The organism is Sphingobacterium sp. R2 (genome assembly GCF_040760075.1).
In the GTDB taxonomy this organism is placed as follows: domain Bacteria; phylum Bacteroidota; class Bacteroidia; order Sphingobacteriales; family Sphingobacteriaceae; genus Sphingobacterium.
The window spans coordinates 2,163,598-2,187,784 of record NZ_CP142884.1 but is presented as its reverse complement, the minus strand read 5'-3'; the positions used below and the strand labels follow the sequence as shown (position 1 = coordinate 2,187,784).

Below are 24,187 nucleotides of genomic sequence, written 5' to 3'. Positions count from 1 at the left end.
TTCAAAGCGAATAACTATGCTGCCTTGATGCGTCAAGGAATAAACAGCCAGGCAATCAATACTGATATAACCATGGATACGCGACGAGATTTTTTAAAGAAAGCAGCTATGCTTGCCGGGGGAGCATCTCTCTCCCATGTTATTCCATCCGCTATTGCGAAGGCGATGGCCATAAATCCAGCATTGGGCAGCACCTTTTACGATGCCGAGCACGTCGTTTTATTAATGCAGGAAAACCGTTCATTTGATCATGCCTTTGGAACACTACGTGGTGTAAGAGGTTTTAATGATCCTCGAGCTATCCGGCAACCCAATCGGAATAAAGTCTGGTTTCAGACGCAAAAATCCGGAGAAACATTTGCTCCTTTTCGCTTGGATATCAAAGATTCAAAAGTTACCTGGATGGGTTGCCTCCCACACAATTGGACCGACCAAACCGACGCAAGGAATAAGGGTAAAATGAACAGATGGCTGGATGTCAAACATTCCGGATTTAAAGAATTTGCCAATCTGCCTTTGACTATGGGGTATTATACCCGTGAAGATATTCCTTTTTACTATTCACTGGCAGACTCTTTTACCATTTGCGATCAGCACTTTTGTTCAAGTATCACCGGTACTAATCCCAATAGACTTTACTTCTGGACTGCTAATATCCGGGAAAATCTGACGGGAAAAGCCTTGGTATGGAATGGTGACTCCGAGTTTAGTGGCAAGGCGACATGGACAACCTTTCCCGAACGCCTTTCTGAATTAGGTGTAGACTGGAAGATCTATCAAAATGAAATTTCTTCAAGCAGTGCCGGATATAGTGGTGAAGCAAACAGCTGGCTAGCTAATTTTGGCTGCAATCCAATGGAGTACTTTCCACAATATCAGGTCAAATATCATCCGCGTTATCGTCAGCTTCTTACTTTAAAAAAAGAAGATCTCGAGCGTAAAATGAAAGAAACGACAGCTGTCGACGCACTTGAAAAACTAAATAAAGATCTCAAGCATATCCAAGAGGAACTACAGTTATATACCGCCGAAAACTTTGAGAAGCTTGACGAGCGGACAAAAGATATTCATCGCCGTGCTTTTGTTAACAATAGTGCACAAGCTGACTATATGGAATTGGAAACAATGCATTATCAGGATGGAGATCATCAGCGGGAGTTGCAGATCCCCAAAGGCGATGTCCTGTACCAATTCCGAAAAGATGTTGAGGAGGGTAAACTTCCTATGGTATCTTGGTTAGCCCCACCGCAACTTTTTTCTGACCATCCCGACTCTCCTTGGTTCGGCGCATGGTATGTCAGCGAAATTATGGACATTCTTACCCAAAATCCAGAAGTTTGGAAAAAGACAATTTTTATACTTACCTATGACGAGAATGATGGTTATTTCGATCACTTTGCACCCTTTACAGCACCAAATCCTGACGATGCAGAAAGCGGAAAAGTATCCAAGGGAATAAACCCTGCGTTGGAATTTGTACGCCGCGACGAGCAATATTATCCTGAAAGCGGCAGAGAAAGCAACATCGGTCTTGGCTATCGTGTACCGATGATTATTGCTTCTCCGTGGACAAGAGGCGGTTGGGTAAATTCACAAGTGTTTGACCATACCTCCAGTTTACAATTCCTGGAGAAATTTATAACATATAAAACCAAGAAAGAAGTAAAAGAAACCAACATCAGCACTTGGCGACGTACCGTATGTGGAGACTTAACTTCTGCATTTAGGCCCTACCATGGTGAAAGCATGAACAAACCTATTGTACTGGAACGAGAACCTTTTATCCAGGAGATCCACCAAGCAAAATTTAAAGGCGTTCCCATGGGCTATAAAGTGCTTGGTCCATCGGAGATCGTACAAATTGAACAAGCCCCTAGTAGTTCACCCTATTTCCCGAAACAAGAAAAAGGACTCCGAGATTCGTGTATCCTTCCTTATGAACTTTATGTCCACGGCGAATACCAACCCAAAGGAAATTACTTGGTCACATTTGAGGCTTCGAATAAAATCTTTGGCGAGCATACAGCGGGTTCGCCTTTTACAGTCTATCATGCGGCTAACTACAAAGGAGAAGTTGGAACCTCCAGAAATTATGCTATTTCTCCTGGAGATCGTGTAACGGACCTTTGGTCACTAAATGACTTCGAAAAAGAAATATATCATCTCGAAATTTACGGTCCAAATGGATTTTATCGCGAATTTAAAGGCGATGTGAATAATCCACATGTAAAGACACGATGCACGTATGAAAAATGTAAAAATGAATCAGCATTTAGTGGCCGTTTATCTTTCTCCTGTACAAATCATGGAAAAACAGCTCAGCAACTTATGTTCGAAGATGTAAGCTATGGTCAGAAAAAAAAGACCGTAAAAATTAAAGCTGGACAAACTATCATCATTCATTTTGATTTGGCTAATCAACACTTTTGGTATGACTTCCGACTCACTTGCGCCGGTTTTCCAAACTTTTTGGAACACTATGCCGGTCGTGTCGAGATTGGAAATGCAGGCAAAAGCGATCCCTTATTCAATCGATAAACAAAGAGGAGGACTGCTCAAAAAGACTGGATAGCCCACGTTTATTTGACTTTGCTGCTGACCCACACAAAATATGCAAATACCTGACTAAACCGCTTTACAGAACGATTAATCTCGAATACAACATACAAGAATCGGTTACCTTCAGCAGAGCTAAAGCACATTCAAGGCATAAAACTACACCAAAAGAAGATCCAATCCTTTATTCCTGTATACGACGAGCGAGATGGTAAAAGCCTTTATATAATAGTACTGCCCCAACAATCAAAAAGCTGGCTAATAAATATGAGCCGACCGAATTGATAAATAATACATACATAACTCTGGTAATTTTTGGTTTTTCATTTGTGTCTACAAGTTATAACATTTATCCAAAATTTTACAAAAAAAAATTGCATATTTTCTCTATTTTTGTTTCGATGAAGAAAATCGCGCTATTTGTCGGCTTATTTTTCTATTTGCTCGCAGCAAGTGGTGCTTCATTACATCTTCATTTTTGCCAAGGGGAAACACAAAGTGTATCGTTAACGGAAAGCCATAATATAGCCTGCCCTCTTTGTGCCAAGTCTGCAAAAAAACAGCAAAAACACTGTCATGAAACAGGAAGCTGTAAAGATGTTAAGATCGAAGCACAGAAGGTCGATAAATTCAGCAGAGTAACACAAAATCTTGATTTTGATAATTTTTCTCCTGCAATAATTACGCTTCATTGGATACTTAATTATTATCATTTCTCTGGGGAGGAAGACGATTTTTCTAAACTAAAGTATACTGATTTTGCGAGCTACAATAGACAGAGCCCTCCTGTTTTTATTCTCAATCAAAATTTTAGAATTTAATATCACCTCTTTTCACTGAACGCAGTTCACTTTCTTGAATTGATTTAAGCGCAGTATAATTTTTATATTTCATAAGAATGGCAGACTGTTATTCCCAACAATCATCTTTCCGTAACGGAACACGGAACAAAAAAAGTGGATTTTAAGTCGTTCAGCAATACATTTTAGAAATAAAAAAAATAAATCCGTACCCCTTGCATATGGTTGCGCGATATCATGGAGGTAAAAATTAAATGCTAGTTGAAGCGAATACTCTTAATTAAAATGATGAATCAAATTTTCAAAAAAATATATACGACAACCATTCTATCTTTATTTTTTCTGGCATTTGTACAGGCACAGACCGACAGTACGAGAACGCTTACCGTAGCTGGGAATTGTGCCATGTGTAAAAAACGTATTGAAACCGCAGCGAAAATGCATGGTGTAGAAACAGCCGTTTGGAATGCAGGAGACAACCTTTTGCAAATCAAGTATAACTCCCAAAAAGTTCAGCTGGAGGAAATCAAGAAAAATATTGCTCAAGTTGGTCATGATGTAGACAACTTAGTTGCCACTGATGAATCCTATGCTAAGCTCCATGAATGTTGTATGTATCCGCGATTGGAAAATGGCAAAATACCCGAAAAGAAAACTATAACAACCGGTAACCATGATCATCCACATACAGTAACCGGGGTTGTAGTTGAAGAAAACCAAAAGGGGGATCTTAAACCCATTGTTGGCGCTAATTTACACTGGGCAAACCTTCCGACCAAAAATACAAGGACAAACGAAAATGGTGTTTTTAAATTAGACCATAAAGAAGGATTCGACCAATTGGTGGTAAGTTACGTTGGAATGAAACCTGATACCATCACCATCAAAGATCTGCATGAAGTCATTATGATTACAGCAAAGGGTAATGTATTGATGGAAGTTGAGGTTAAAGGAATACGACGCTCAAATTACATCGACCGTATGACACCTGCACGACTAGAAGTTCTTACCGGAAAAGAGTTATTCAAAGCGGCATGCTGTGACTTAAGCGAGAGCTTTGAAACTAATGCTTCTGTCGATGTCGTCAGTGCTGACGCTGTAACAGGTAGTAAACAGATTCAAATGCTAGGTCTAAGTGGTATTTACACCCAATTAACTGTGGAAAACTTACCCGGCCCGCGTGGACTGGCTTCTCCATTAGGCTTAAATTCTATTGCAGGAACATGGATTGAATCAATTCAAATCGCGAAAGGTATCGGTTCCGTAGCCAACGGTTTCGAAAACATGGCCGGACAGATCAACGTTGAACTGAAGAAACCTCAAAATTCGGAAAGACTGTTTTTTAATGCCTATGCGAACAACATGGGACGTACAGATGTCAACTTAAATCTTTCTCAAAAAGTTGGTCAACACTGGTCGACAGCAGTCCTACTGCACGACAATTTCATGTACAATAAGTCCATGAACTTTAGTCACAACGGGTTTAGAGATATACCTGTAGGCAATTTATTCTCCGGTGTCAACCGCTGGTTTTATGAAAATGGAAAAGGGCTGATGGTACAATTTGGGGTCAAATATCTCAATGATGACCGTACAGGTGGGCAGATTGATTTTAACGAAAAGACAGATAAGGGAACTACAAATCGTTATGGTTTAGGATTTGATATCGAACGCGTAGAAGGTTTTGCCAAAATTGGTTACGTGTTCCCCGAAAATAAGCACCGCAGCATAGGTCTCCAACTCGCAGGATCAAACTATAATCAGAAAAGCTATTTTGGGCTCAATAACTACGACTCGGAGCAACAAAATGGATATGCTAATCTCTTATTTCAAGATATTATCGGGACAGTCGCTCACAAGTATCGCGTTGGTGCCTCCATTAATTATGACAATTACAACGAATGGTATTTAAAAGACAATAACTTCAAACGTAAAGAGGTTGTTTCGGGTGCATTTGCAGAATATACCTATAGTCCATCAGAAAAATTTGATGCCATAATTGGTCTCCGCCAAGACTACAACTCCCTGTATGGATGGTTTACAACACCACGCATCCATTTACGTTATGCTCCGATTTCGGGAACAACAATTCGGGCTAGCTCAGGAAGAGGTCAACGTACGGCAAATATATTTGCAGAGAATACGGCTGTCTTGGCAAGTAGTAGAAAATTGGTTATTCAATCGCCTGATATATACGATAAAGCCTATGGCCTACAACCTGAAGTCTCTTGGAATAGCGGAATAGCGATAGACCAAAGTTTACAAATATTTGGTCGCGAGGCTTCGGCATCCGTTGAATTTTTCCACAACAACTTCTCTAATCAGGTCGTGGTCGATTACGAAAATCCCCGAGAGATCAATTTTTATAATCTGAATGGAAAATCTTTCTCCAATAGTTTGCAAACAGAATTTCGCTTGATGCCAGCTCCTCATTTTGAAACGAGGTTCGCCTATCGCCTACTTGATGTGCAGACTGATTTTGAAAGTGGCAGAAAGACCAAACCGTTATTGGCTAAACACCGTGGCTTTGTCAACCTAGCCTATAACCACCATGCTGGCTGGAGTGTAGATTATACATTGAATGTCGTTGGACAAAAACGCATTCCATCAACAGCAGAGAACCCCGTTGAATATCAAATACCTACAGCATCAAGGGCTTATGCCACAATGAATGCACAGATTAGCAAAACGTTTGGGAAAGAGAAAAACTTTACCGTTTATGTGGGCGGAGAAAATCTATCCAATTATTTCCAACGTATGCCAATCCTTGCCGCAGATCAACCCTTTGGAAACTATTTTGATACGTCGATGCTTTGGGGTCCTTTAACAGGACGAATGTTCTACACTGGTGTTCGTTATTTCATCAAATAACAGCTAAGCTAAAAAAATAAAAGCGTAATAAAAAAGCGGCAAAAGCCGCTTTTTTACATTAACTTTTTCAATTCTTGATAAAGCTTTGCCGTGGGTAATCCAACCACATTATTATATTCACCTTCTATCTTTTTTATGGCGATTAAGCCGATCCATTCCTGTATTCCATAAGAACCCGCTTTATCTAGTGGCGAAAATTGAGTAACATAATGACCGATTTCATCCAACTCTAGTTCATAAAAATAAACAGTTGTTGTTTCGACAAAAGTGCTGATCTTACCCTCCCATGAGATCGCTACGGCAGTCAGCACCACATGTTTCTGACCAGACAAGGTCGCTAGCGTTTCTATAGCTTCCTGTTCATCTTTGGGCTTACCTAAAATTTCGCCCTTATCCGACACCACAATAGTGTCGGCACAGATAACCAAACAATCTTTTTTATCCGCAAATGCCTCCGCTTTACAAGTAGCAATTTGACGAACGACCTCAGTTGCAGACAAATTCGGATCTACATATTCTGCGGTTTCCCGTACGTCGACTTCAAAGGTCAGCCCAAGCCCTGCTAACAGCTGTTTTCTCCGTGGAGACTGAGACCCTAATATAATTGTTCTATTTTTTAGATTTTTCAACATCCCTATATGCTTTTTACAGTTTCATCCTCATACCAGCGGCCTTGCACTTTCATTACCTTTTCGATCAATTCACGTACAACTCCCTTTCCGCCACAAAAACCAGACACATAATGTGAAATTTTCTTGATCTCCTCTACTGCATCTGCCGGAGAAACAGCTATCCCAACGGACTTCATGCAGCTGAAATCAGGAACATCGTCCCCGATGTACATCAACTGATTTAATTCCAACTTGTAAGCATAAGCAAGTTCGGTCATTTTTGAAAGCTTATCACTTACTTTTGAATGCACCTCACTGATACCCAATCCTCTCATACGCTTCTCAACACCAATCGATCCACCTCCGGTGATTATAAAAATCGGGTAACCTCTTTTGATTGCCAACTGCATCGCGTATCCATCCTTAATATTAAAGGTACGCAATTGATGTCCGTCTTCATTTACCTGCACGGTTCCGTCAGTCAACACACCGTCCACATCCAATACAAAAGCCTTTATCGATTTAAATTCGGTCAATATCATAAAAATATATTTTTGTAAATGTAAAGCATTTCTAATAAATAATTCGAGTAATGACGGCAATCCAATGAACAAGGCTGTCAAATAATTATCCAAATTAGTCGAAATATCATTTGTGTGTCACAACATAGTTGTATTAGCAACTTATTGGAAAAAATATTTGGAGGCTACTGCATATTTACTGTATCTTTGTTGAAGATAATTAAAGGTTATCTCACTATGAAACACTAATAGCAACCAATCAAAGACGTTATTCACGTTTTGATTGCAAAAGATAAAAAAACAATCATTTTAGTTTTCATAGTAAAAAAAACGGCAACTAATTTAGTTTAGCGGCCTTTAAAAAGTCTTTTCATAATTTAGGTTTATAATTGGTTAGTAACGAACCCTGGTGCCCATCATCAGGGTTTTGTTTTTACACGCATTTCTTCCTGTCTAGATTGACTGAATTATTGGCTCAGTACACAGGTTTTGAAATTGATTCATTATCACCTTAGTCCAAACTTTTTTATATGATGTTATTTTTCCCCTTATATCAATAACCGTCGTGATAATCAAATTGTATGCAACTTGATACCAAGTTACCCCTAATCTCATTATTCGGCCAATTTTTAGACAGTGATCGGTCATTGCTTTTTCAGTAGCGACTGAGTAATCAGTGAAGAAGTACTGAACGAGCACTGAACAAGCAATGTTAAAAGGGCGGATTTGGACACCGCTTGATCTGCGTATGATGGAACTAAAAAATAAGACGCAAACATGCCATGCTACACATCGGTAAGAAAAAACGGCTGTCGTGTTTGGCATTGATGCATTTGGTATGCCTCTGGAATTTTCTATAGCGCTGTTTCTATTCCAGCTTTTGATTAATAGCAAGTTTTTTTGTTATTTTACATATATCTTTTTCCCCAGGTACAATCAAAAAACATTACCTACAGAAAAGTAAAACGATAAACTCATTCTCACATGAATCGAAAAAACTATAGAAAGCAAATTACCCTAGGAGTGATCATTTCTTTTTTGCTTATATTCCTTTCAGCCCTATATTTTTTCATATCGCTGCATCATAACTTAAATAACGAGCGAACTATCGTTCAAATCGCCGAAAATAGATTTAATACTATTAATGAAATTAAATCAAATGTAGACGAAGTAAATGATGTCAAACTTGATTACCTGAATAAGAAAGATGCTTCTTTATTTATTCCCTACAAATTGGAATTAAGAAAAACCGATGAACTGCTCCGTTCATTAATTCTTAAAGATGATTTCTATCATTTCCAATTGAACAAAATTGAAATATTACGTAAAGAAATTTCAGCATTTTATAACTTTGAGCAAGATATTGCAGATACCAGAGAAATTCAATTTAGATCCAATCACATTCACGAACAAAAAGCCTCTATATTGGGCCAGATTAATCTAATATCAAAAGATTTATTGGATCAACGAGCAGATCTTTTAGAAAAATCTAGAAACGACCTGCAAATAGCCCAATACATTACCTACCTGTTCATTGCTATCGGTTTAAGTGGATTCTTCTATATCCTTTCCAAGATTTCTTCTATCTCAAGATTTCTAAGGGCGACCGTGAAAAGTCAACAGGAGTCTAACAGCAGTCTTCAACTATTGCAGGAACAAACAAATAATGATAATTGGATTTTGAATGCAATCAGTAGCATCGATGAACAGTTACGTGGAGATTATACAGACAAGAAAATTGCTGAAATAAGTCTACACGCTATTGCCTCGTCGACTAGAGCACTAGGCGGAACAGTTTATATTTTCGACGACAATTATCAGGAATATCAGCTTTGCCACAAAATCGGCATTTCCGCAAAACAATATATCAAACAAACATTTAAGGAAAATGACGGTATATTAGGCGAAGTTGCAAACAATCATGAAGTTGTTAAAATTAAAGATATCAACAACAAGCACCTTTTATTAGAAACCTCATTGGCAGATCGGGTAGACACTGAGATTTATATTATTCCTTTTTCTTATGAAAAACATTGTGTCGGTATCATGGAGATATGCTGCCCCGTTATTAATAAGAAAGACGAAAAACTGCGGTTTAGCTTTTTAAATAAAGTAAAAGATAACATTGCCGTTATTATTAAAGTAGCCCAAACGCATGGAAAGCTTGCGGATCTTTATGAGGAGCTTCAACAACAAACCGAAGAACTGGAGACTCAACAGGAAGAGTTGAGAACAACCAATGAAGAGCTAATACATAAAACACATTTGTTAGAAGCCTCAGAAGAAGAACTTAGAGTGCAGCAAGAAGAACTTATCCAAACGAATAATGAGTTGGATGAGAAAGCGAAATTACTCTTCGCCCAAAACGAAGATCTGGAAAAAGCCCGTCAGGCGATAGCGCAAAAAATAGAGGAAGTAGAGCTATCTAGCAAGTATAAATCTGAATTTATGGCCAATATGAGCCATGAACTGCGGACACCCCTTAATAGTATTCTCATTCTGGCCAAATTACTTCAGGATAACAAAAAGAAAAACCTCAATGAGGATCAAATAAAATATGCTTCTGTTATTCATAGTGCAGGTTCAGATCTACTACATTTAATCAATGAATTGTTGGATCTGGCAAAAATTGAATCCGGTAAAGTTGAAGTCCAAAAAGAACGTATCAGCACCAACGATCTCGTAAATTATATTAAAGATTTTTTCAACGATACCGCAGCATCAAAAACTATCCACTTCCTACTTGACGTAGACTCAAATGCTCCACAAGAATTTGTTGGTGATGAGCATCGTATACAACAGGTCATTAAGAATTTGTTATCGAATGCATTTAAGTTTACAGGTGAAAGAGGAGAAGTTTTTTTTGGAATAAAAGCTGACACACAAAATCTTATTTTTACCGTCAGAGATAACGGTATTGGAATCGCCCCGGAAAAACAAGAGCTTATCTTCGATGCTTTTAAACAGGAAGATGGTTCAACAAGCCGTAAATATGGTGGCACTGGTTTAGGTTTATCGATCTGTCGGGAAATCGCCAATTTATTGAAAGGGAAAATAACCTTATCCAGCAAAATCGGTGAGGGTAGCGTCTTCACTTTTAGCATTCCGCTAGAACAGGAAATCCAAACCCCGTTAGTAAAAGTATCATCTATCGACAATGAAAATAATTATCCGCCGCCAATGCCGAATGAAACTCCTGTCACTACAAAAATTCAAAGGATAGAAAACGATGGAAAAAACAATAAATTGCTGATTATTGAGGACGACTTTATTTTTGCAGATATTTTAAAAGACTACGCCGAGCAAAATGGCTATGATGTCTACATCAGCTATGATGGAAAAGATGGCTTACAAAAAGCTGAAAATTTACTACCTGCTGCAGTAATACTAGATATTATGTTGCCCAAAATGGATGGTTGGGAAGTACTTCGTAACCTCAAAAAAAATGATAATACCAAGGATATTCCAGTACACATGATGTCGGCAGGAACATTTTTACATGATGAACCTATTTCTGCTGGAGCCATCGGCTTTATGTCCAAACCAGTGTCAGAAGAATCACTGGCCGAAACTTTCTTAAAAATAAAGGCATCAACAAGTCATCCATTGAAAAAAATTCTTCTGGTGGAAGATCAAGAAATCCAAAGCGATTTTATCAAACAATCTTTGGAAGAACAACATATTCAAATCTTTCAGGCCTTCAATGCAGGACAAGCGCTCGATTTATTGAATCAGGAGAAATCATTTGATTGTATCATTATGGACTTAAATCTCCCAGACCGATCAGGGATTGAACTCCTGAACGAAATCAAATCGAACAATCAATTTAAGAATCTACCGATTATCATCAATACGGCAATGGAACTTAGTACAGAGCAGACTTCTGAAATACTCCACCATAGCCAAGCCATGGTTCTCAAGTCGGCTAAATCAAATAACCGTCTGATTGATGAGGTAAATTTATTCTTAAATAAAATTCGTAGCAACAATCACGAATACACCATGTTCAACAACGCTGGAAGCTCTGTAATTGCTGAGAACAATTTAGCTTCCAAAACAGTACTACTAGCAGATGACGATATGCGGAATATTTTTGCCCTAAGTACAGCGTTTGAAAGTTATGATATGAAGATTGAGATTGCCAACAATGGTCAGGAGGCATTGGATATTCTTGAACGAAATGACCAGATCGATCTTGTGTTAATGGACATTATGATGCCTGTCATGGATGGTTATGAGGCTATTGGAAAAATAAGAGCAAACAAAAAATTTGCGAATCTTCCTATTATTGCTGTAACAGCAAAAGCAATGAAAGGTGATCGCGAAAAGACAATTGCTGTTGGCGCAAACGATTATATTAGTAAACCGGTTGACGTAGACAAATTAATATCCTTAATGCGTGTATGGCTGAGTTAACCGTTAAAAATGTGACAATGATCAATTTTGAAGAGTTAGAAGAAATTATTGATGTAGTCAAAAATCTCCACGGGTATGATGTATCTGGCTATACCAGAGCATCTCTCAAAAGACGTGTAACGAGAATTATGGAACTCAATAAATTTAATCTACAGGAATTGAAATCCAATTTGATCAACCAACCCGGATTCAGCACCTATTTTCTCCAGGAAATCACCGTAAATGTCACAGAAATGTTTAGGGATCCAGATTTTTATAAAGCTGTCAAAACGGAGGTGTTCCCCTATCTTGCAACTTATCCCCATATTAAAATTTGGAGCGCAGGTTGTTCGACGGGTGAAGAAGTCTATTCGCTAGCCATATTGTTGGAAGAAGCAACTCTTTACCAACGTGCATTCATCTATGGTACTGATATTAATGGGAAAGTGCTAGAAAAAGCAAAACGCGGTATTTATTCTCTTGGAAAAGTGAAAGAATACTCGGAAAACTTTATCAAAACAGAGCCCAAAAACTCATTGTCGGATTACTATACAGCCATGTACAATGCCGCGACAATTAATAATAGTCTCAAAAGAAATATCCTTTTCTCTATACATAGTTTAGTATCCGATGGAGTTTTTAATGAATTTCAGATGATTACCTGTCGCAATGTATTGATTTATTTTGATACTGCGTTGCAAAATAAAGTCTTGGATTTATTCTATTATTCACTCTGTCACCTAGGTTTTCTCTGTTTGGGGGCGAAGGAATCTCTGATCAACTATAAAGATGCTTCCAAATTTAAGATTGTAAACAAAAAACACAATATTTACCAAAAAATTGGGTAATAGGAAATGGAAAGAAAGATTCTTTTGTTAGCAGGCTCAGCAGGTGGCTTTAGTGTGATTCTAAACATTCTTAAATCATTGGAACACCCTATACGCATACCCGTTATTGTCATTGTACACAGAAATCCTAAATACGCTTCTACTATCGAAGAAACACTCTCCAAAGCGCTCGTTCAAAAAATAAAGACTGCTGATGATAAAGAAGCAATAGAAAATGGCACCATTTACTTTGCACCTGCTGGTTATCATCTATTAGTTGAACCAGATTATAGTTTTTCTTTGGATATCTCTGAACCTGTTCAATACTCAAGACCTTCTATTGATGTAACTTTTGAGTCTGTAGCTGAAGTATATAGAGAAAACTGCATTGCTATATTGTTCTCGGGAGCGAATCAAGATGGCGCACAAGGATTGCTCATGATAAAACGATACGGAGGAAAAACTTTTGTACAAGATCCTACAACTGCTGAAGTTCCCGTCATGCCCGAAGCAGCTATTCAACTTGGAGCACAAGAAGGTATTTTGACCATTCAAGAAATTAAAGATTACATCAAGCAGTTGACATAAATTGTATTTAGATTTGCTGTAATGAAGAAGATAAATATATTGATTGTTGATGATAAAATTGAAAACATTATCAGTCTAACAGCCCTGTTGGAAGATATAGAAAATATAAATATAGTATCAAGTACAGATCCCAACGACGCTTTAAAAATTTGTTGGAAGGAGCAAATTGATTTAGCGCTCGTGGACGTTCAGATGCCGGACATCAATGGTTTTGAATTTGTTTCCTTTCTAAAGAATAATCCGAAAACTAACCATATCATCACAATTATGGTAACGGCTATTTCTAAAGAAGATAAATACCTCATACAGGGGCTCAATAGCGGAGCTGTAGATTATCTGTATAAGCCTCTTAATCCAGAAGCCACTATAGCAAAAGTAAAATCTTTCGTTCAGCAACTCCTGATCCAGCAAGAAATTAAAGAAAAAAACATTGCTTTAGAGGAATCTAAGCAAACTATTCTTAAAGCGAAAGAGGAGGCCGACCTTGCCAGGAAATCTAAGGAAACATTTTTAGCCAATATGAGCCATGAGATTCGTACTCCTATTAATGGTATTATGGGGATTACACAGATGCTAAAAAACTCCCAGCTTACCTTAGAGCAAGAAAATTGGATCAATAAACTGGACTCTGCATCGCAAAATTTGCTGAATATCATCAACGACATACTAGATCTTTCCAAGGTTGACTCAGGAATGATGAAGCTAAATATGGAATCCACATCAGTGCATGATATCATAGACGACCTAAACAATCTCTTTATTGATAAAGCCAATTACAAAGGACTGAATTTTTCAATTGATGTCGACGATCGCATTACAAGTTATTTTCTGACAGATCCATTGCGATTGAAACAAATATTGACGAATTTCATTTCCAACAGTTTCAAATTTACCGCTGAAGGCGCTGTCCTCTTAAAAATCCAGCTCCTATCGGAAGATACCCACAATATTTGCTTACGGTTTCAGGTGATCGATACAGGAATTGGCATTGCAGAAGATGCCCTTGAAAAAATATTTATTGCTTTTGAACAGGGCGAGGATAGCATAACCAAAAAATTTGGAGGTACAGGATTAGGGCTCGCCATCGTAAAACGCATTGCTGCACTGCTCAACGGTCAAGTCTTCGCCTCAAGTGAATACGGGAAGGGTAGCGTGTTTTCATTTGAATGTAATTTTGACAAAATCAAAGATAAGCCTGTAAAGAAAGAAACCCAAGTACTCTACACAGAATTACCGAAGTTCAATTTCCCAATGGTTCTAATTGCTGAAGACAACGAATTGAACAGTTTCATGCTGGCGAATATCCTCAAAAGCTGGAATTGCAATATTACTTTAGCAACCAACGGTCTTATTGCCCTAGAAGAGATTAATAAGAAAAAAATCGACCTGGTATTTATGGATGCACATATGCCATTGATGAGCGGTTTTGAAGCAATTAAGGAAATACGTCGAAACACAAATCCGGTAATAGCCAATATGCCCATCATTTCGATTTCGGCTTCTGTGCTGCAAGCCGAACAACAGGAAGCTCTTGATGCTGGAGCAAATGAAGTTGTTGGAAAGCCATTCGATCCGATCAAGCTCTATAAAACAATTGATACTTTATTGTCAAAAATGAAATGATAGTTTCAATTTATCAATGAATTGATTACTTTTAGAACATGAACAATATGTATTGATGTTGTTTGTCATGAACGTATATCCAGAAAGGGGTCAAAGTTTATACTAACTTCATCACTAAACCGCTGAAGGCAGTGGAAATGCCTATAACAAATATAAGATAAACAAACAATCATTCAAATGAAAAAACTTTTTATGATACCAGCAGTTGCAGTTGCTTTATCAATTGCCTCTTGCGGTGGAAACAGTGACAAGTCTGAAAAATCAACAAGTACAGAAGCGGCAACTTCGACAGAAAGCCAAGCAACAGAAACAGTACCTGGTATTGAAAACGTTGCTATTTCCAACAGCCTATCTTTAGAAGGTAATGATCAAATGAAATTTGACAAGGATTTATTCCGTGTGAAAGCTGGCGAACCTGTTGAATTATCTTTCAAAAATGCGGGTACAATGCCTAAAGAGTCTATGGGGCACAATGTAGTTATCCTAAAACCAGGAGTTGATCTGCCCACTTTTGGTGCTGAAGCTGCTGCAGCTGCTGCAGACGAATATATCCCAAAATCGGCTTTATCGTCAATTGTAGCCCACACCAAATTGCTGGGACCTGGAGAAACTGATAAAATCACGTTTACACTCGAAAAAGGAGTCTATACCTTTATCTGTAGCTTCCCTGGTCACTATGGTGTCATGCAAGGTAAAATTGTTGCAGAATAATCACCAGATAAGAAAAGGTATTCAAAAGATGAATACCTTTTTTATTTATCTTCTCTCCCAAAAGCCTATCATTTCCGTTATGGTGTATAATTTCTCTCTGTTTATCAAATAAATGTAAAGTAAGGCGCTTTAGTCACAAATCGTAAGTTTTGATTTCCTATCCCGTTAATAATCATTAAATTTGTGGTACAAAAAAATAAAACGTAAACAATGCAATACGACGTAATTGTAATCGGAAGTGGTCCAGGTGGATATGTAGGAGCTATCCGTTGTGCCCAATTAGGATTAAAAACAGCTGTTATCGAAAAATATAGCACATTTGGTGGTACTTGTCTTAACGTTGGATGTATTCCTTCTAAAGCGCTTTTAGATGCTTCGGAGCATTACCACAATGCTGCGCACAATTTTGATACATTCGGCATCAGTTTGAATGACCTGAAAGTAGATATGGAAAAGATGATTGCTCGTAAAGACGATGTCATTGCACAAAATACTGCCGGTATTACCTTCCTATTCAAAAAGAATAAAATTGACAGTTTTCAGGGTGTAGGTTCATTTGTGGACAAAAACACGATCAAAATAACAAAAGCAGATGGTTCTACAGAACAGATCACTGGTAAAAATGTAATTATTGCGACCGGATCGAAACCAACTTCATTGCCTTTTTTGCCAATTGATAAAAAAAGGATCATTACTTCTACAGAAGCACTTAATCTAAAAGAGATACCGAAGCACCTTATTGTCATCGGTGGAGGTGTGATTGGTCTTGAATTGGGATCAGTTTATGCCCGTTTAGGTTCAAAAGTTTCTGTTGTTGAATTTGCAAAATCCATTATCGGCACGATGGATGCTGGCTTAGGGAAAGAACTACAGCGTGTTTTGAAAAAATCATTGGGAATGGAGTTCTATTTGGGGCATAAAGTGACAGGAGCTTCCGCTAATGGCGATGTCGTCAAAGTAACTGCAGAGGATCCGAAGGGACAAGAAATTACTTTAGAGGGCGACTATTGCATCGTAGCGGTTGGCCGTACCGCATATTCAGAAGGGTTAGGATTAGAAAATATTGGCATTACTGTAGAAGAAAGAGGTAAAAAAATACCTGTTAATGCACACCTTGAAACAGCCGTGCAAGGCGTCTTCGCTATCGGGGATGTAATCACTGGAGCGATGTTGGCCCATAAAGCTGAAGACGAAGGTGTATACGTCGCCGAATACATCGCAGGTCAAAAACCACATATTGATTATAATTTGATTCCGGGCGTCGTTTATACGTGGCCAGAAGTTGCATCTGTCGGAAAAACCGAAGAACAATTGAAAGATGCTGGTATTAAGTACAAAGCAGGATCATTCTCTTTCAAAGCCTCTGGCCGTGCAAAAGCGTCTGGCGATACTGATGGTTTCGTAAAAGTACTCGCAGATGCCACTACTGACGAAGTATTAGGCATTCATATGATTGGTCCACGAGCCGCAGATATAATTGCTGAGGCTACGGTAGCCATGGAATACCGCGCATCTGCAGAAGATATCGCACGTATTTGCCATGCGCACCCAACCTATACAGAAGCTCTCAAAGAAGCTGCGCTAGCAGCTACAGCAAATCGAGCAATACACGCTTAGGCGTCAATATAAAATACTCAAGGGGAAAAGGAAACTTTTCCCCTTTGCCTTAAATAGCTATACACAATGAATTTTTACACAAGAAAATGGGTCAAACCCGAAGACCTAAATCCTAACGGAACATTATTTGGAGGAACATTGCTGCGATGGATAGATGAAGAAGCGGTAATCTATGCTATCGTTCAACTTGGGAACCCAAAAGTAGTTACAAAATTTATTTCAGAAATAAACTTTGTAAGCTCAGCAAAACAAGGTGATATTCTAGAACTCGGCATTGAAGCTATCAATTTTGGAACAACATCCTTAACGATGCGCTGTGAAGTCCGAAATAAAATATCTAAAAAGACAATTCTATCGATCGAAAAACTGGTATTTGTAAATTTAGATGAGGATGGCAATCCCGCAGCTCATGGCAGGAATAGCATTACTTATGCTTACATGGGTATTGAGAAAACAGGAAGAGATGATTAAACATCTCCCTGTTGCTCTTAAAATCTGTATTTCTTTTCAATAATTTTTAACACTATTGTTCGTCCTACAGATAGGATTTTCTTCATTTCTATTTTCGATCGCACTCGCTAAGAAAATTCAGGCATCAATACACTGTATCACAAAAAGGCTAAGACTTTTGTCTTTTTCCTTCAATTTCCTTTTTTAGATCCAATTCTACCCAAAAGCCAAAAATAGGAATCAAAGAAGCCAAGAAATATTTAATAGCCTTTAAAATAGGCCACTTGTATTCTACGGTAGACATAATTAGCATAACGACAAAAATAACAACAAAAAAGCCATGAATGGATCCTGCTATTTTGACTGCTTCGGGTATTCCTGCGAGATATTTCAGCGGCATAGCAATGAAAAACAAGCAAATTGTGGAAATAGCTTCCCACAGTGCAATCTGTCTAAATATTCTTAACATAATGATAAACTGTCTATTGTGAATTCCAAAAATAAGACTCTAAATAAAGATTAGCTATTATTTTTACCCCTTTGACTAAGATGTGACATATACCTACAAACAGCGACAGTGTTTTATCAGATACCGCCAATTTTACAATAAATTGTTCAGTTTCATCAGAAAAAATGCGTACTTTTGAATGAATATAGGCTTCACATATTTTGGTATTTGAAGCTATAACACTCAACTACAGAATATTTATTTATATGAATTACGACATCATTGTAATCGGTAGTGGTCCAGGCGGGTATGTTGCTGCCATTAGAGCCGCTCAGTTAGGGTTCAAAACAGCGATTATTGAACGCGAATCATTAGGCGGAATCTGTCTAAACTGGGGCTGTATCCCTACAAAAGCATTATTGAAAAGTGCTCAGGTATTTGAATATTTAAACCATGCCGCTGATTACGGCATCAATGTTCAAGGTGGTGAGGCCGATTTTGAAGCTATCGTCAAAAGAAGTCGCGGAGTTGCTGAAGGAATGAGTAAAGGTATACAGTTTTTGATGAAAAAGAATAAAATCGACGTTATCAATGGTACTGCAAAAATTAAAAAAGGTGGTAAAATCGATGTTAAAGGAGCAGACGGTTCTACTAAAGAATATTCGGCAAAACATACTATCCTTGCGACTGGTGCACGTTCGCGTGAATTGCCTAATTTACCTCAAGATGGTAAAAAGATAATCGGTTACCGTCAGGCAATGACACTACCTAAACAGCCAAAATCTATGGTTGTTGTAGGGTCTGGTGCTATCGGTGTCGAATTTGCTTATTTCTATAACGCTATTGGAACGAAAGTGACTATCGTCGAATTTATGGATAGAATAGTTCCTGTTGAAGATGAAGAAATTTCAAAACAATTAGAGAAAAGTTTAAAGAAACAAGGCATCTCTGTTTTAACAAAGTCTGAAGTTCAATCTGTTGATACATCAGGTGAGTTGAGCAAAGTTTCAATCAAAACCGAAAAAGGTGTAGAAGTGATCGAAGCTGAGGTGGTATTATCGGCTGTTGGTATTGCCCCAAATATTGAAAATATAGGATTAGAAGAAGTTGGTGTAAAAACAGATCGTGGACGTGTTGTAGTAGATGATTACTACAAAACCAACATCGAAGGCGTATATGCTATCGGAGATATCGTTAAAGGTCAAGCCTTGGCTCACGTTGCATCAGCAGAAGGGATTACTTGTGTTGAAAAAATCAAAGGGCTACATGTTGAACCGATCGATTACAACAACATCCCCGGCTGTACGTATTGTTCACCAGAAATTGCATCTGTAGGTTATACCGAAAAAGCTGCCAAAGAAGCTGGTTATGAAATTAAAGTTGGTAAGTTCCCTTTCTCAGCTTCTGGAAAAGCTTCAGCTGCAGGTGCGAAAGATGGCTTTGTAAAAGTTATTTTTGACGCTAAATATGGTGAATTCCTAGGTGCACACCTCATTGGAGCTAATGTAACAGAAATGATTGCGGAAGTTGTTGTTGCCCGTAAATTGGAAACAACAGGTCACGAAATGATTAAAACGATCCATCCTCACCCAACAATGAGTGAAGCGATCATGGAAGCTTGTGCTGATGCTTACGGTGAGGTAATTCACTTATAATATTTGCAACAACTTCATAAAACTAAAAAGGGGAAGATCAGTAGATTTTCCCCTTTTTAGTTTTATGAAGTAATAAATAAATGTGATTACATAACTAGCCTCGACTTAAAGACGATCTGTTGGTTTGGGGCTTCGGGATTATCTATTCGATCGAATAGGATTTCTGCTGCTTTGCGCGCTTGCATTCCCGGAAATTGTTCAATACGCCCCATTGGTGGATTTTCCATATATTGCCATAACGGATAATTTGCATAGCTGATGAAAAAGATATCTTGGTTCAATACAAGACCTTTCTGCCGCGCCGCTTTCATCAAGTCAAGTGTTACAAAATCGTTAAAAGATATTATCGCTGAAGGTCGCTCAGGCATCGCAAATATACTCTCCATAGCGCTTTCATTTCCATCCGTACTCAAATCCGTTTCGATGATATTCTTATCAACAATATCCATACCGTTTCTCTTCATAGCAGATAGATAGGCCACTTTTCTGTCTTCACTCGCGGGCAATGTTTTCGGTCCATTTACAAGGGCAATAATTTTGTGACCACAAGCTACGAATGCATCGACAGCCTCGTTCATACCAGTAGAAAGGTCACTTTGTACTTTATTGATATGAGGCAAACTAGGTACACAGTCAAAGAAGACAACCGGAATGTCCGAAGCACCCAATTTTTCGATAAACTCCAAATTAGTCGTCTTTTTACCAATAGACATTAAAATTCCATCGACACGATGGTTTTTAAATGTTTTTAAGATCTGCTCTTCACGATCAGGATCATCCAATGATTGTCCCATTAGAACAGTGTATCGGTGCTCAGATGCAACATTTTCAATTTCACTGATAGCAAAAGAAAAAAAAGGTTCAGACAAACTCGGCAAGATGACAGCGATAGTAAATGTTTTGCGCTGTTTGAAGAATATGGCTGTTTGATTGGGTTCGTAATTCAATTCTTCGGCCATCTTTTTTACCCGCATTGTTGTTACCAATCCAATACTCGGATGATCATTCAATGCTCTAGAAACTGTTGAAGGACTGATTTTCAGCTTCTTGGCAATTTCTTTTATCGTGGCAGGCTTGTTCACTTTATTCATAAATCCAAGGGCTTTATATAAAAATAGGGCTTTTAAATCCCTAATCATAATTTTTTTCAACAATATTGACTACGATTATACTGACAATATCGTCTTGGTAGACTAAACAAATATACTTACTGTAAACTTAGTCTACAAATTGAATTGCGCTTGGTTCAACAGTAAACTCATCCGCAAGGAAGTCCAAAGGCACGATCCCCCTAAAAATAAGTTCATCCAAAAAGTAAACTTTTACCTCATTCTCATATTCGCCCCAGTCCACAAATTTCACTTTATTGAGCTGTTCGAGCGGATTTCCTTTTGTTAAGATACAGATATGCTTACCCTCAGCTTTTAACGCTCTAAAAAGTATATTAATGTGATCAAACAACTGTAATCGCACTGGCAAAATAGCATTCACATGAAGCCGCTCAAAATTCTCCTTATATTTTTGGTCCAGTCCGAAGGCTTGTTGTGCACATTCAAACAATAAATCTTCTCCTTGGCGCTCGAGATGATCTTTCATAAATTGAATCAAATCTGCTTGAGCTGGAACCGTCTCAGTAAATTCAATAAAACTAGCGAAAAGGTAATAGACTTGGAGTAGGTAATCTTTTTTAGAGAAAATAACATCATCTAATTCAAAAACATAAACCTTTTTTTCTTCTGGAAACATCATCTATTAAAACTTAAAATTATGGATAGCGCCTACACCGATTAAACAAAACAATAGCATCGGCAACGGAAAATAAGATGCTACTTGGATACACATATTAGTGCTAATTCCTCTCCAGAATCAGAGGCGGCAAACAAGCCGTCTAATGATCTCTCGAAAGTTGTTGAGTCCAATAAATCTTTACCTTTGGAAAGAAGTCTATAAGGCAGGTCTGCTGGAGGGTTTTCCATAACAGGTATTGTTTCGAGCATATCCTTATCCGGAACAAGAACTGAGATCTGATATTCCTCAAATAAAACTTTGGCGGTGGACAATGGTTCCAGCTCAAAACCACCCAAAGGCAACACATAATCAACCTCTTGGTCTAAACTTAATTTAAGTATCTCATGAGCAAAAGTAGGAAGGAGACCTTTTGGAACTTTAGCATATTTCCCTGAGGCTAAAAGCAATTCGGGAATATCTTCTGAACTTGCATATAATATTTCGAAATCAGCCCCAAGTCTTTTAGCGATACGCATCGCCAAAGGTCTGGTCCCGAAAGTTATGAGTATTTTCTTCATTAAAATATAGTTATAATCCCCAATGCTTCAGGGTATTTTAATATTTAAGCGTATTTAGATCTGTTACACGACTAACCCATCGCGCATATGAATCGTTCGATCCGAAATGCGAGCAAGTTCTTCATTGTGCGTAACGATAATAAATGTTTGCTGAAATTTATCTCTAAGATCAAAAAACAATTGATGTAAAGCGGCTGCATTTTCAGAGTCGAGATTACCTGAAGGTTCATCTGCCAAAATGATAGAAGGATCATTGATCAGCGCACGAGCCACAGAGACACGTTGCTGTTCACCGCCAGACATTTCAGCAGGCTTATGGTCAATACGATGAGAAACCCCCAATAACGCCAACAATTTCTTCGCCTTTTCTTCCGCCTCGAGTCTTCCCTTTCCATGGATAAAAGCAGGAATACATACATTTTCTAAAGCAGTGAATTCAGGCAGCAGATGGTGAAATTGAAATACAAAACCGATATGTTCGTTTCGGAAAGCACTTAATTTTTTAGCACTCAGTTTTTGGACATCGACACCATTGATCAAAACCGACCCCTGTTCGGGTCTATCTAAAGTACCGATGATGTGCAGCAACGTACTTTTTCCAGCCCCCGATGCACCTACAATACTAACGATTTCGCCCTTTTCGACAGCGATATCAACACCTTTCAAAATCGGTAATGACCCATAAGCTTTGTGAATTCCTTTGGCATGTAACATCATAGGACAAAGATAAATAAATTTACGATACAACGAGTTTGAATAAATAAGCTGTTATTTCTCAATTCCAGCCATTTTATTTTGTCTAAATGTCAAAAAATAGATAAAAGAGAAACTTATCCCTTGTCTTATCCCCCAAAAAATTATATTTTTACGCCAAATATTTTTGCAAATGAACATTCACGAATATCAAGGAAAACAAATACTAAAGAGCTTTGGTGTGCGCGTACAGGAAGGTATCGTAGCAGATACTCCAGAGCAAGCTGTGGAAGCGGCCAAAAAAATGAAAGAAGACTACAATTCTGATTGGGTTGTTGTCAAAGCTCAAATTCACGCTGGTGGCCGTGGTAAAGGTGGTGGTGTCAAGTTAGCTAAGAACTTAGATGAAGTCAAACAAAGAGCAACTGACATCATTGGTATGCAATTAGTAACGCCTCAAACTGGACCTGAAGGTAAAAAAGTAAACAAAGTTTTGGTAGCTCAAGACGTTTACTATCCAGGTGAGAGCGAAACAAAAGAATTCTACATGTCCGTATTATTGGACCGTGCTAAAGGACGTAACATTGTTATGTACTCTACAGAAGGTGGTATGGATATCGAAGAAGTAGCAGAAAAAACACCGCACTTGATTTTCAAAGAAGAAATCGATCCAAAAGTAGGCTTACAAGGATTCCAAGCACGTAAAATTGCTTTCAATCTTGGTCTTTCTGGTGCTGCCCACAAAGAAATGGTAAAATTTGTTGCTGCCCTTTACAAAGCATACGATTCTACAGATTCTTCCATGTTTGAGATCAATCCTGTATTGAAAACTTCTGACGATAAGATCTTAGCCGTTGATGCTAAAGTAAATCTTGATGAGAACGCTTTATACCGTCACGCAGATTACGCAGCTATGCGCGACGTAACTGAGGAGGATCCAACAGAAGTGGAAGCTGGTGAATCAAACCTAAACTACGTTAAATTAGATGGTAACGTAGGTTGTATGGTAAATGGTGCTGGCTTGGCAATGGCTACCATGGATATCATTAAAATAGCTGGCGGTGAACCTGCCAACTTCTTAGATGTAGGTGGTACGGCAAATGCTGAAACTGTGAAAGCTGGTTTCAATATCATCTTAAAAGACCCTAATGTAAAAGCGATCTTAATTAATATCTTCGGTGGTATTGTTCGTTGCGACCGTGTTGCTCAAGGTGTAATTGATGCGTATAGCGAAATTGGAAACATTCCAGTTCCTATTATTGTTCGCCTTCAAGGTACTAATGCTGAAGAAGCGAAAAAATTAATTGATGAATCCGGTTTACAAGTCTATTCTGCAATCTTATTGAAAGAAGCTGCTGAATTAGTAACAAAAGTATTGAAAGGATAATTCCTTGAATCATCATAACAAAAAGCGCGAATTACAAATAATTCGCGCTTTTTGTTATTACACCTCATCTTATGAAGCCCCTCTTATCAAAGTTATGTCTCCTATAGAAATAGGACATATTTCACTCC

At 38.2% G+C, this 24,187-nt stretch carries 19 protein-coding genes; 12 read left to right on the top strand and 7 right to left on the bottom strand.

Annotated features, from left to right (window positions below):
• Positions 1-27: 27 nt before the first annotated feature.
• The 3 genes from VXM68_RS09130 (at position 28) to VXM68_RS09120 (ending at position 6,227) form a co-directional block, all read left to right on the top strand.
• Complete coding sequence (locus VXM68_RS09130) at positions 28-2,538, top strand: phosphocholine-specific phospholipase C (protein WP_367211069.1); 2,511 nt, start codon at positions 28-30, stop codon at positions 2,536-2,538.
• A 299-nt stretch (positions 2,539-2,837) separates the two neighbouring features.
• Positions 2,838-3,377 carry a hypothetical protein gene (locus VXM68_RS09125; protein ID WP_367211068.1) on the top strand — a complete coding sequence of 180 codons (540 nt, stop codon included), beginning with the start codon at positions 2,838-2,840 and terminating at the stop codon, positions 3,375-3,377.
• 264 nt (positions 3,378-3,641) lie between these two features.
• On the top strand, positions 3,642-6,227 hold the full coding sequence (locus VXM68_RS09120) for a TonB-dependent receptor (RefSeq protein WP_367211067.1): 2,586 nt from the start codon (positions 3,642-3,644) through the stop codon (positions 6,225-6,227).
• A 53-nt stretch (positions 6,228-6,280) separates the two neighbouring features.
• Here VXM68_RS09120 and VXM68_RS09115 read toward each other — a convergent pair whose 3' ends face one another.
• Both VXM68_RS09115 and VXM68_RS09110 read right to left on the bottom strand, forming a co-directional pair.
• Entirely contained in the window at positions 6,281-6,859 is a 579-nt protein-coding gene (locus VXM68_RS09115) for a nucleoside triphosphate pyrophosphatase (RefSeq protein WP_367211066.1), read from the bottom strand.
• Positions 6,860-6,861: 2 nt separating this feature from the next.
• Positions 6,862-7,341 carry a KdsC family phosphatase gene (locus VXM68_RS09110; RefSeq protein ID WP_367211297.1) on the bottom strand — a complete coding sequence of 160 codons (480 nt, stop codon included), beginning with the start codon at positions 7,339-7,341 and terminating at the stop codon, positions 6,862-6,864.
• 1,002 nt (positions 7,342-8,343) lie between these two features.
• On the opposite strand from VXM68_RS09110, the gene VXM68_RS09105 reads away from it, so the two are divergent.
• The 7 genes from VXM68_RS09105 to VXM68_RS09075 all read left to right on the top strand — a co-directional run bounded on the left by VXM68_RS09105 (position 8,344) and on the right by VXM68_RS09075 (position 17,591).
• Complete coding sequence (locus VXM68_RS09105) at positions 8,344-11,775, top strand: response regulator (protein WP_367211065.1); 3,432 nt, start codon at positions 8,344-8,346, stop codon at positions 11,773-11,775.
• The gene (locus tag VXM68_RS09100) at positions 11,763-12,602 is read left to right on the top strand and encodes a protein-glutamate O-methyltransferase CheR (protein WP_307187597.1); all 840 of its coding nucleotides are present in this window, start codon (positions 11,763-11,765) and stop codon (positions 12,600-12,602) included. The genes VXM68_RS09105 and VXM68_RS09100 overlap by 13 nt, the downstream gene beginning before the upstream one ends.
• A gap of 6 nt (positions 12,603-12,608) precedes the next feature.
• The gene (locus tag VXM68_RS09095; RefSeq protein WP_293956418.1) at positions 12,609-13,169 is read left to right on the top strand and encodes a chemotaxis protein CheB; all 561 of its coding nucleotides are present in this window, start codon (positions 12,609-12,611) and stop codon (positions 13,167-13,169) included.
• Between the two features lie 21 nt (positions 13,170-13,190).
• Positions 13,191-14,792 carry a response regulator gene (locus VXM68_RS09090; protein WP_367211064.1) on the top strand — a complete coding sequence of 534 codons (1,602 nt, stop codon included), beginning with the start codon at positions 13,191-13,193 and terminating at the stop codon, positions 14,790-14,792.
• Between the two features lie 177 nt (positions 14,793-14,969).
• On the top strand, positions 14,970-15,503 hold the full coding sequence (locus VXM68_RS09085) for a plastocyanin/azurin family copper-binding protein (RefSeq protein WP_307187600.1): 534 nt from the start codon (positions 14,970-14,972) through the stop codon (positions 15,501-15,503).
• A 210-nt stretch (positions 15,504-15,713) separates the two neighbouring features.
• Positions 15,714-17,120: a dihydrolipoyl dehydrogenase gene (gene lpdA / locus VXM68_RS09080; RefSeq protein ID WP_367211063.1), complete on the top strand. Its 1,407-nt coding sequence runs from the start codon at positions 15,714-15,716 to the stop codon at positions 17,118-17,120.
• A gap of 66 nt (positions 17,121-17,186) precedes the next feature.
• A complete protein-coding gene (locus VXM68_RS09075; protein ID WP_307187602.1) occupies positions 17,187-17,591 on the top strand; it encodes a hotdog domain-containing protein in 405 nt (134 codons plus the stop codon).
• A gap of 148 nt (positions 17,592-17,739) precedes the next feature.
• Here the strand turns inward: VXM68_RS09075 and VXM68_RS09070 are convergent, their stop codons facing one another.
• Entirely contained in the window at positions 17,740-18,039 is a 300-nt protein-coding gene (locus tag VXM68_RS09070; protein WP_209578608.1) for a DUF3817 domain-containing protein, read from the bottom strand.
• A 245-nt stretch (positions 18,040-18,284) separates the two neighbouring features.
• On the opposite strand from VXM68_RS09070, the gene lpdA (VXM68_RS09065) reads away from it, so the two are divergent.
• Entirely contained in the window at positions 18,285-19,673 is a 1,389-nt protein-coding gene (gene lpdA / locus VXM68_RS09065; protein ID WP_307187603.1) for a dihydrolipoyl dehydrogenase, read from the top strand.
• Between the two features lie 86 nt (positions 19,674-19,759).
• Here lpdA (VXM68_RS09065) and VXM68_RS09060 read toward each other — a convergent pair whose 3' ends face one another.
• The 4 genes from VXM68_RS09060 to VXM68_RS09045 form a co-directional block, all read right to left on the bottom strand.
• Entirely contained in the window at positions 19,760-20,764 is a 1,005-nt protein-coding gene (locus tag VXM68_RS09060; RefSeq protein ID WP_367211062.1) for a LacI family DNA-binding transcriptional regulator, read from the bottom strand.
• Positions 20,765-20,891: 127 nt separating this feature from the next.
• Positions 20,892-21,422, bottom strand: coding sequence for an HAD family hydrolase (locus VXM68_RS09055; protein ID WP_307187605.1), 531 nt, complete (start codon positions 21,420-21,422; stop codon positions 20,892-20,894).
• A 77-nt stretch (positions 21,423-21,499) separates the two neighbouring features.
• Positions 21,500-21,979, bottom strand: coding sequence for a hypothetical protein (locus tag VXM68_RS09050; RefSeq protein WP_367211061.1), 480 nt, complete (start codon positions 21,977-21,979; stop codon positions 21,500-21,502).
• Positions 21,980-22,042: 63 nt separating this feature from the next.
• Complete coding sequence (locus VXM68_RS09045) at positions 22,043-22,693, bottom strand: ABC transporter ATP-binding protein (protein ID WP_307188045.1); 651 nt, start codon at positions 22,691-22,693, stop codon at positions 22,043-22,045.
• Positions 22,694-22,865: 172 nt separating this feature from the next.
• On the opposite strand from VXM68_RS09045, the gene sucC reads away from it, so the two are divergent.
• Positions 22,866-24,059, top strand: a complete 1,194-nt coding sequence (gene sucC / locus VXM68_RS09040; protein ID WP_209578613.1) for an ADP-forming succinate--CoA ligase subunit beta — start codon at positions 22,866-22,868, stop codon at positions 24,057-24,059.
• The last annotated feature ends 128 nt before the right edge of the window (positions 24,060-24,187 follow it).

What these genes read in the sequence shown, in the direction of transcription:
- VXM68_RS09130 (WP_367211069.1), top strand. Translation starts at nt 28, where the DNA reads ATGCGTCAAGGAATAAACAGCCAGGCAATCAATACTGATATAACCATG.
- VXM68_RS09120 (WP_367211067.1), top strand. Translation starts at nt 3,642, where the DNA reads ATGATGAATCAAATTTTCAAAAAAATATATACGACAACCATTCTATCT.
- VXM68_RS09115 (WP_367211066.1), bottom strand. Translation starts at nt 6,859, where the DNA reads ATGTTGAAAAATCTAAAAAATAGAACAATTATATTAGGGTCTCAGTCT.
- VXM68_RS09105 (WP_367211065.1), top strand. Translation starts at nt 8,344, where the DNA reads ATGAATCGAAAAAACTATAGAAAGCAAATTACCCTAGGAGTGATCATT.
- VXM68_RS09100 (WP_307187597.1), top strand. Translation starts at nt 11,763, where the DNA reads ATGGCTGAGTTAACCGTTAAAAATGTGACAATGATCAATTTTGAAGAG.
- VXM68_RS09095 (WP_293956418.1), top strand. Translation starts at nt 12,609, where the DNA reads ATGGAAAGAAAGATTCTTTTGTTAGCAGGCTCAGCAGGTGGCTTTAGT.
- VXM68_RS09090 (WP_367211064.1), top strand. Translation starts at nt 13,191, where the DNA reads ATGAAGAAGATAAATATATTGATTGTTGATGATAAAATTGAAAACATT.
- VXM68_RS09085 (WP_307187600.1), top strand. Translation starts at nt 14,970, where the DNA reads ATGAAAAAACTTTTTATGATACCAGCAGTTGCAGTTGCTTTATCAATT.
- lpdA (WP_367211063.1), top strand. Translation starts at nt 15,714, where the DNA reads ATGCAATACGACGTAATTGTAATCGGAAGTGGTCCAGGTGGATATGTA.
- VXM68_RS09075 (WP_307187602.1), top strand. Translation starts at nt 17,187, where the DNA reads ATGAATTTTTACACAAGAAAATGGGTCAAACCCGAAGACCTAAATCCT.
- VXM68_RS09070 (WP_209578608.1), bottom strand. Translation starts at nt 18,039, where the DNA reads ATGTTAAGAATATTTAGACAGATTGCACTGTGGGAAGCTATTTCCACA.
- lpdA (WP_307187603.1), top strand. Translation starts at nt 18,285, where the DNA reads ATGAATTACGACATCATTGTAATCGGTAGTGGTCCAGGCGGGTATGTT.
- VXM68_RS09060 (WP_367211062.1), bottom strand. Translation starts at nt 20,764, where the DNA reads ATGAATAAAGTGAACAAGCCTGCCACGATAAAAGAAATTGCCAAGAAG.
- VXM68_RS09055 (WP_307187605.1), bottom strand. Translation starts at nt 21,422, where the DNA reads ATGATGTTTCCAGAAGAAAAAAAGGTTTATGTTTTTGAATTAGATGAT.
- VXM68_RS09050 (WP_367211061.1), bottom strand. Translation starts at nt 21,979, where the DNA reads ATGAAGAAAATACTCATAACTTTCGGGACCAGACCTTTGGCGATGCGT.
- VXM68_RS09045 (WP_307188045.1), bottom strand. Translation starts at nt 22,693, where the DNA reads ATGTTACATGCCAAAGGAATTCACAAAGCTTATGGGTCATTACCGATT.
- sucC (WP_209578613.1), top strand. Translation starts at nt 22,866, where the DNA reads ATGAACATTCACGAATATCAAGGAAAACAAATACTAAAGAGCTTTGGT.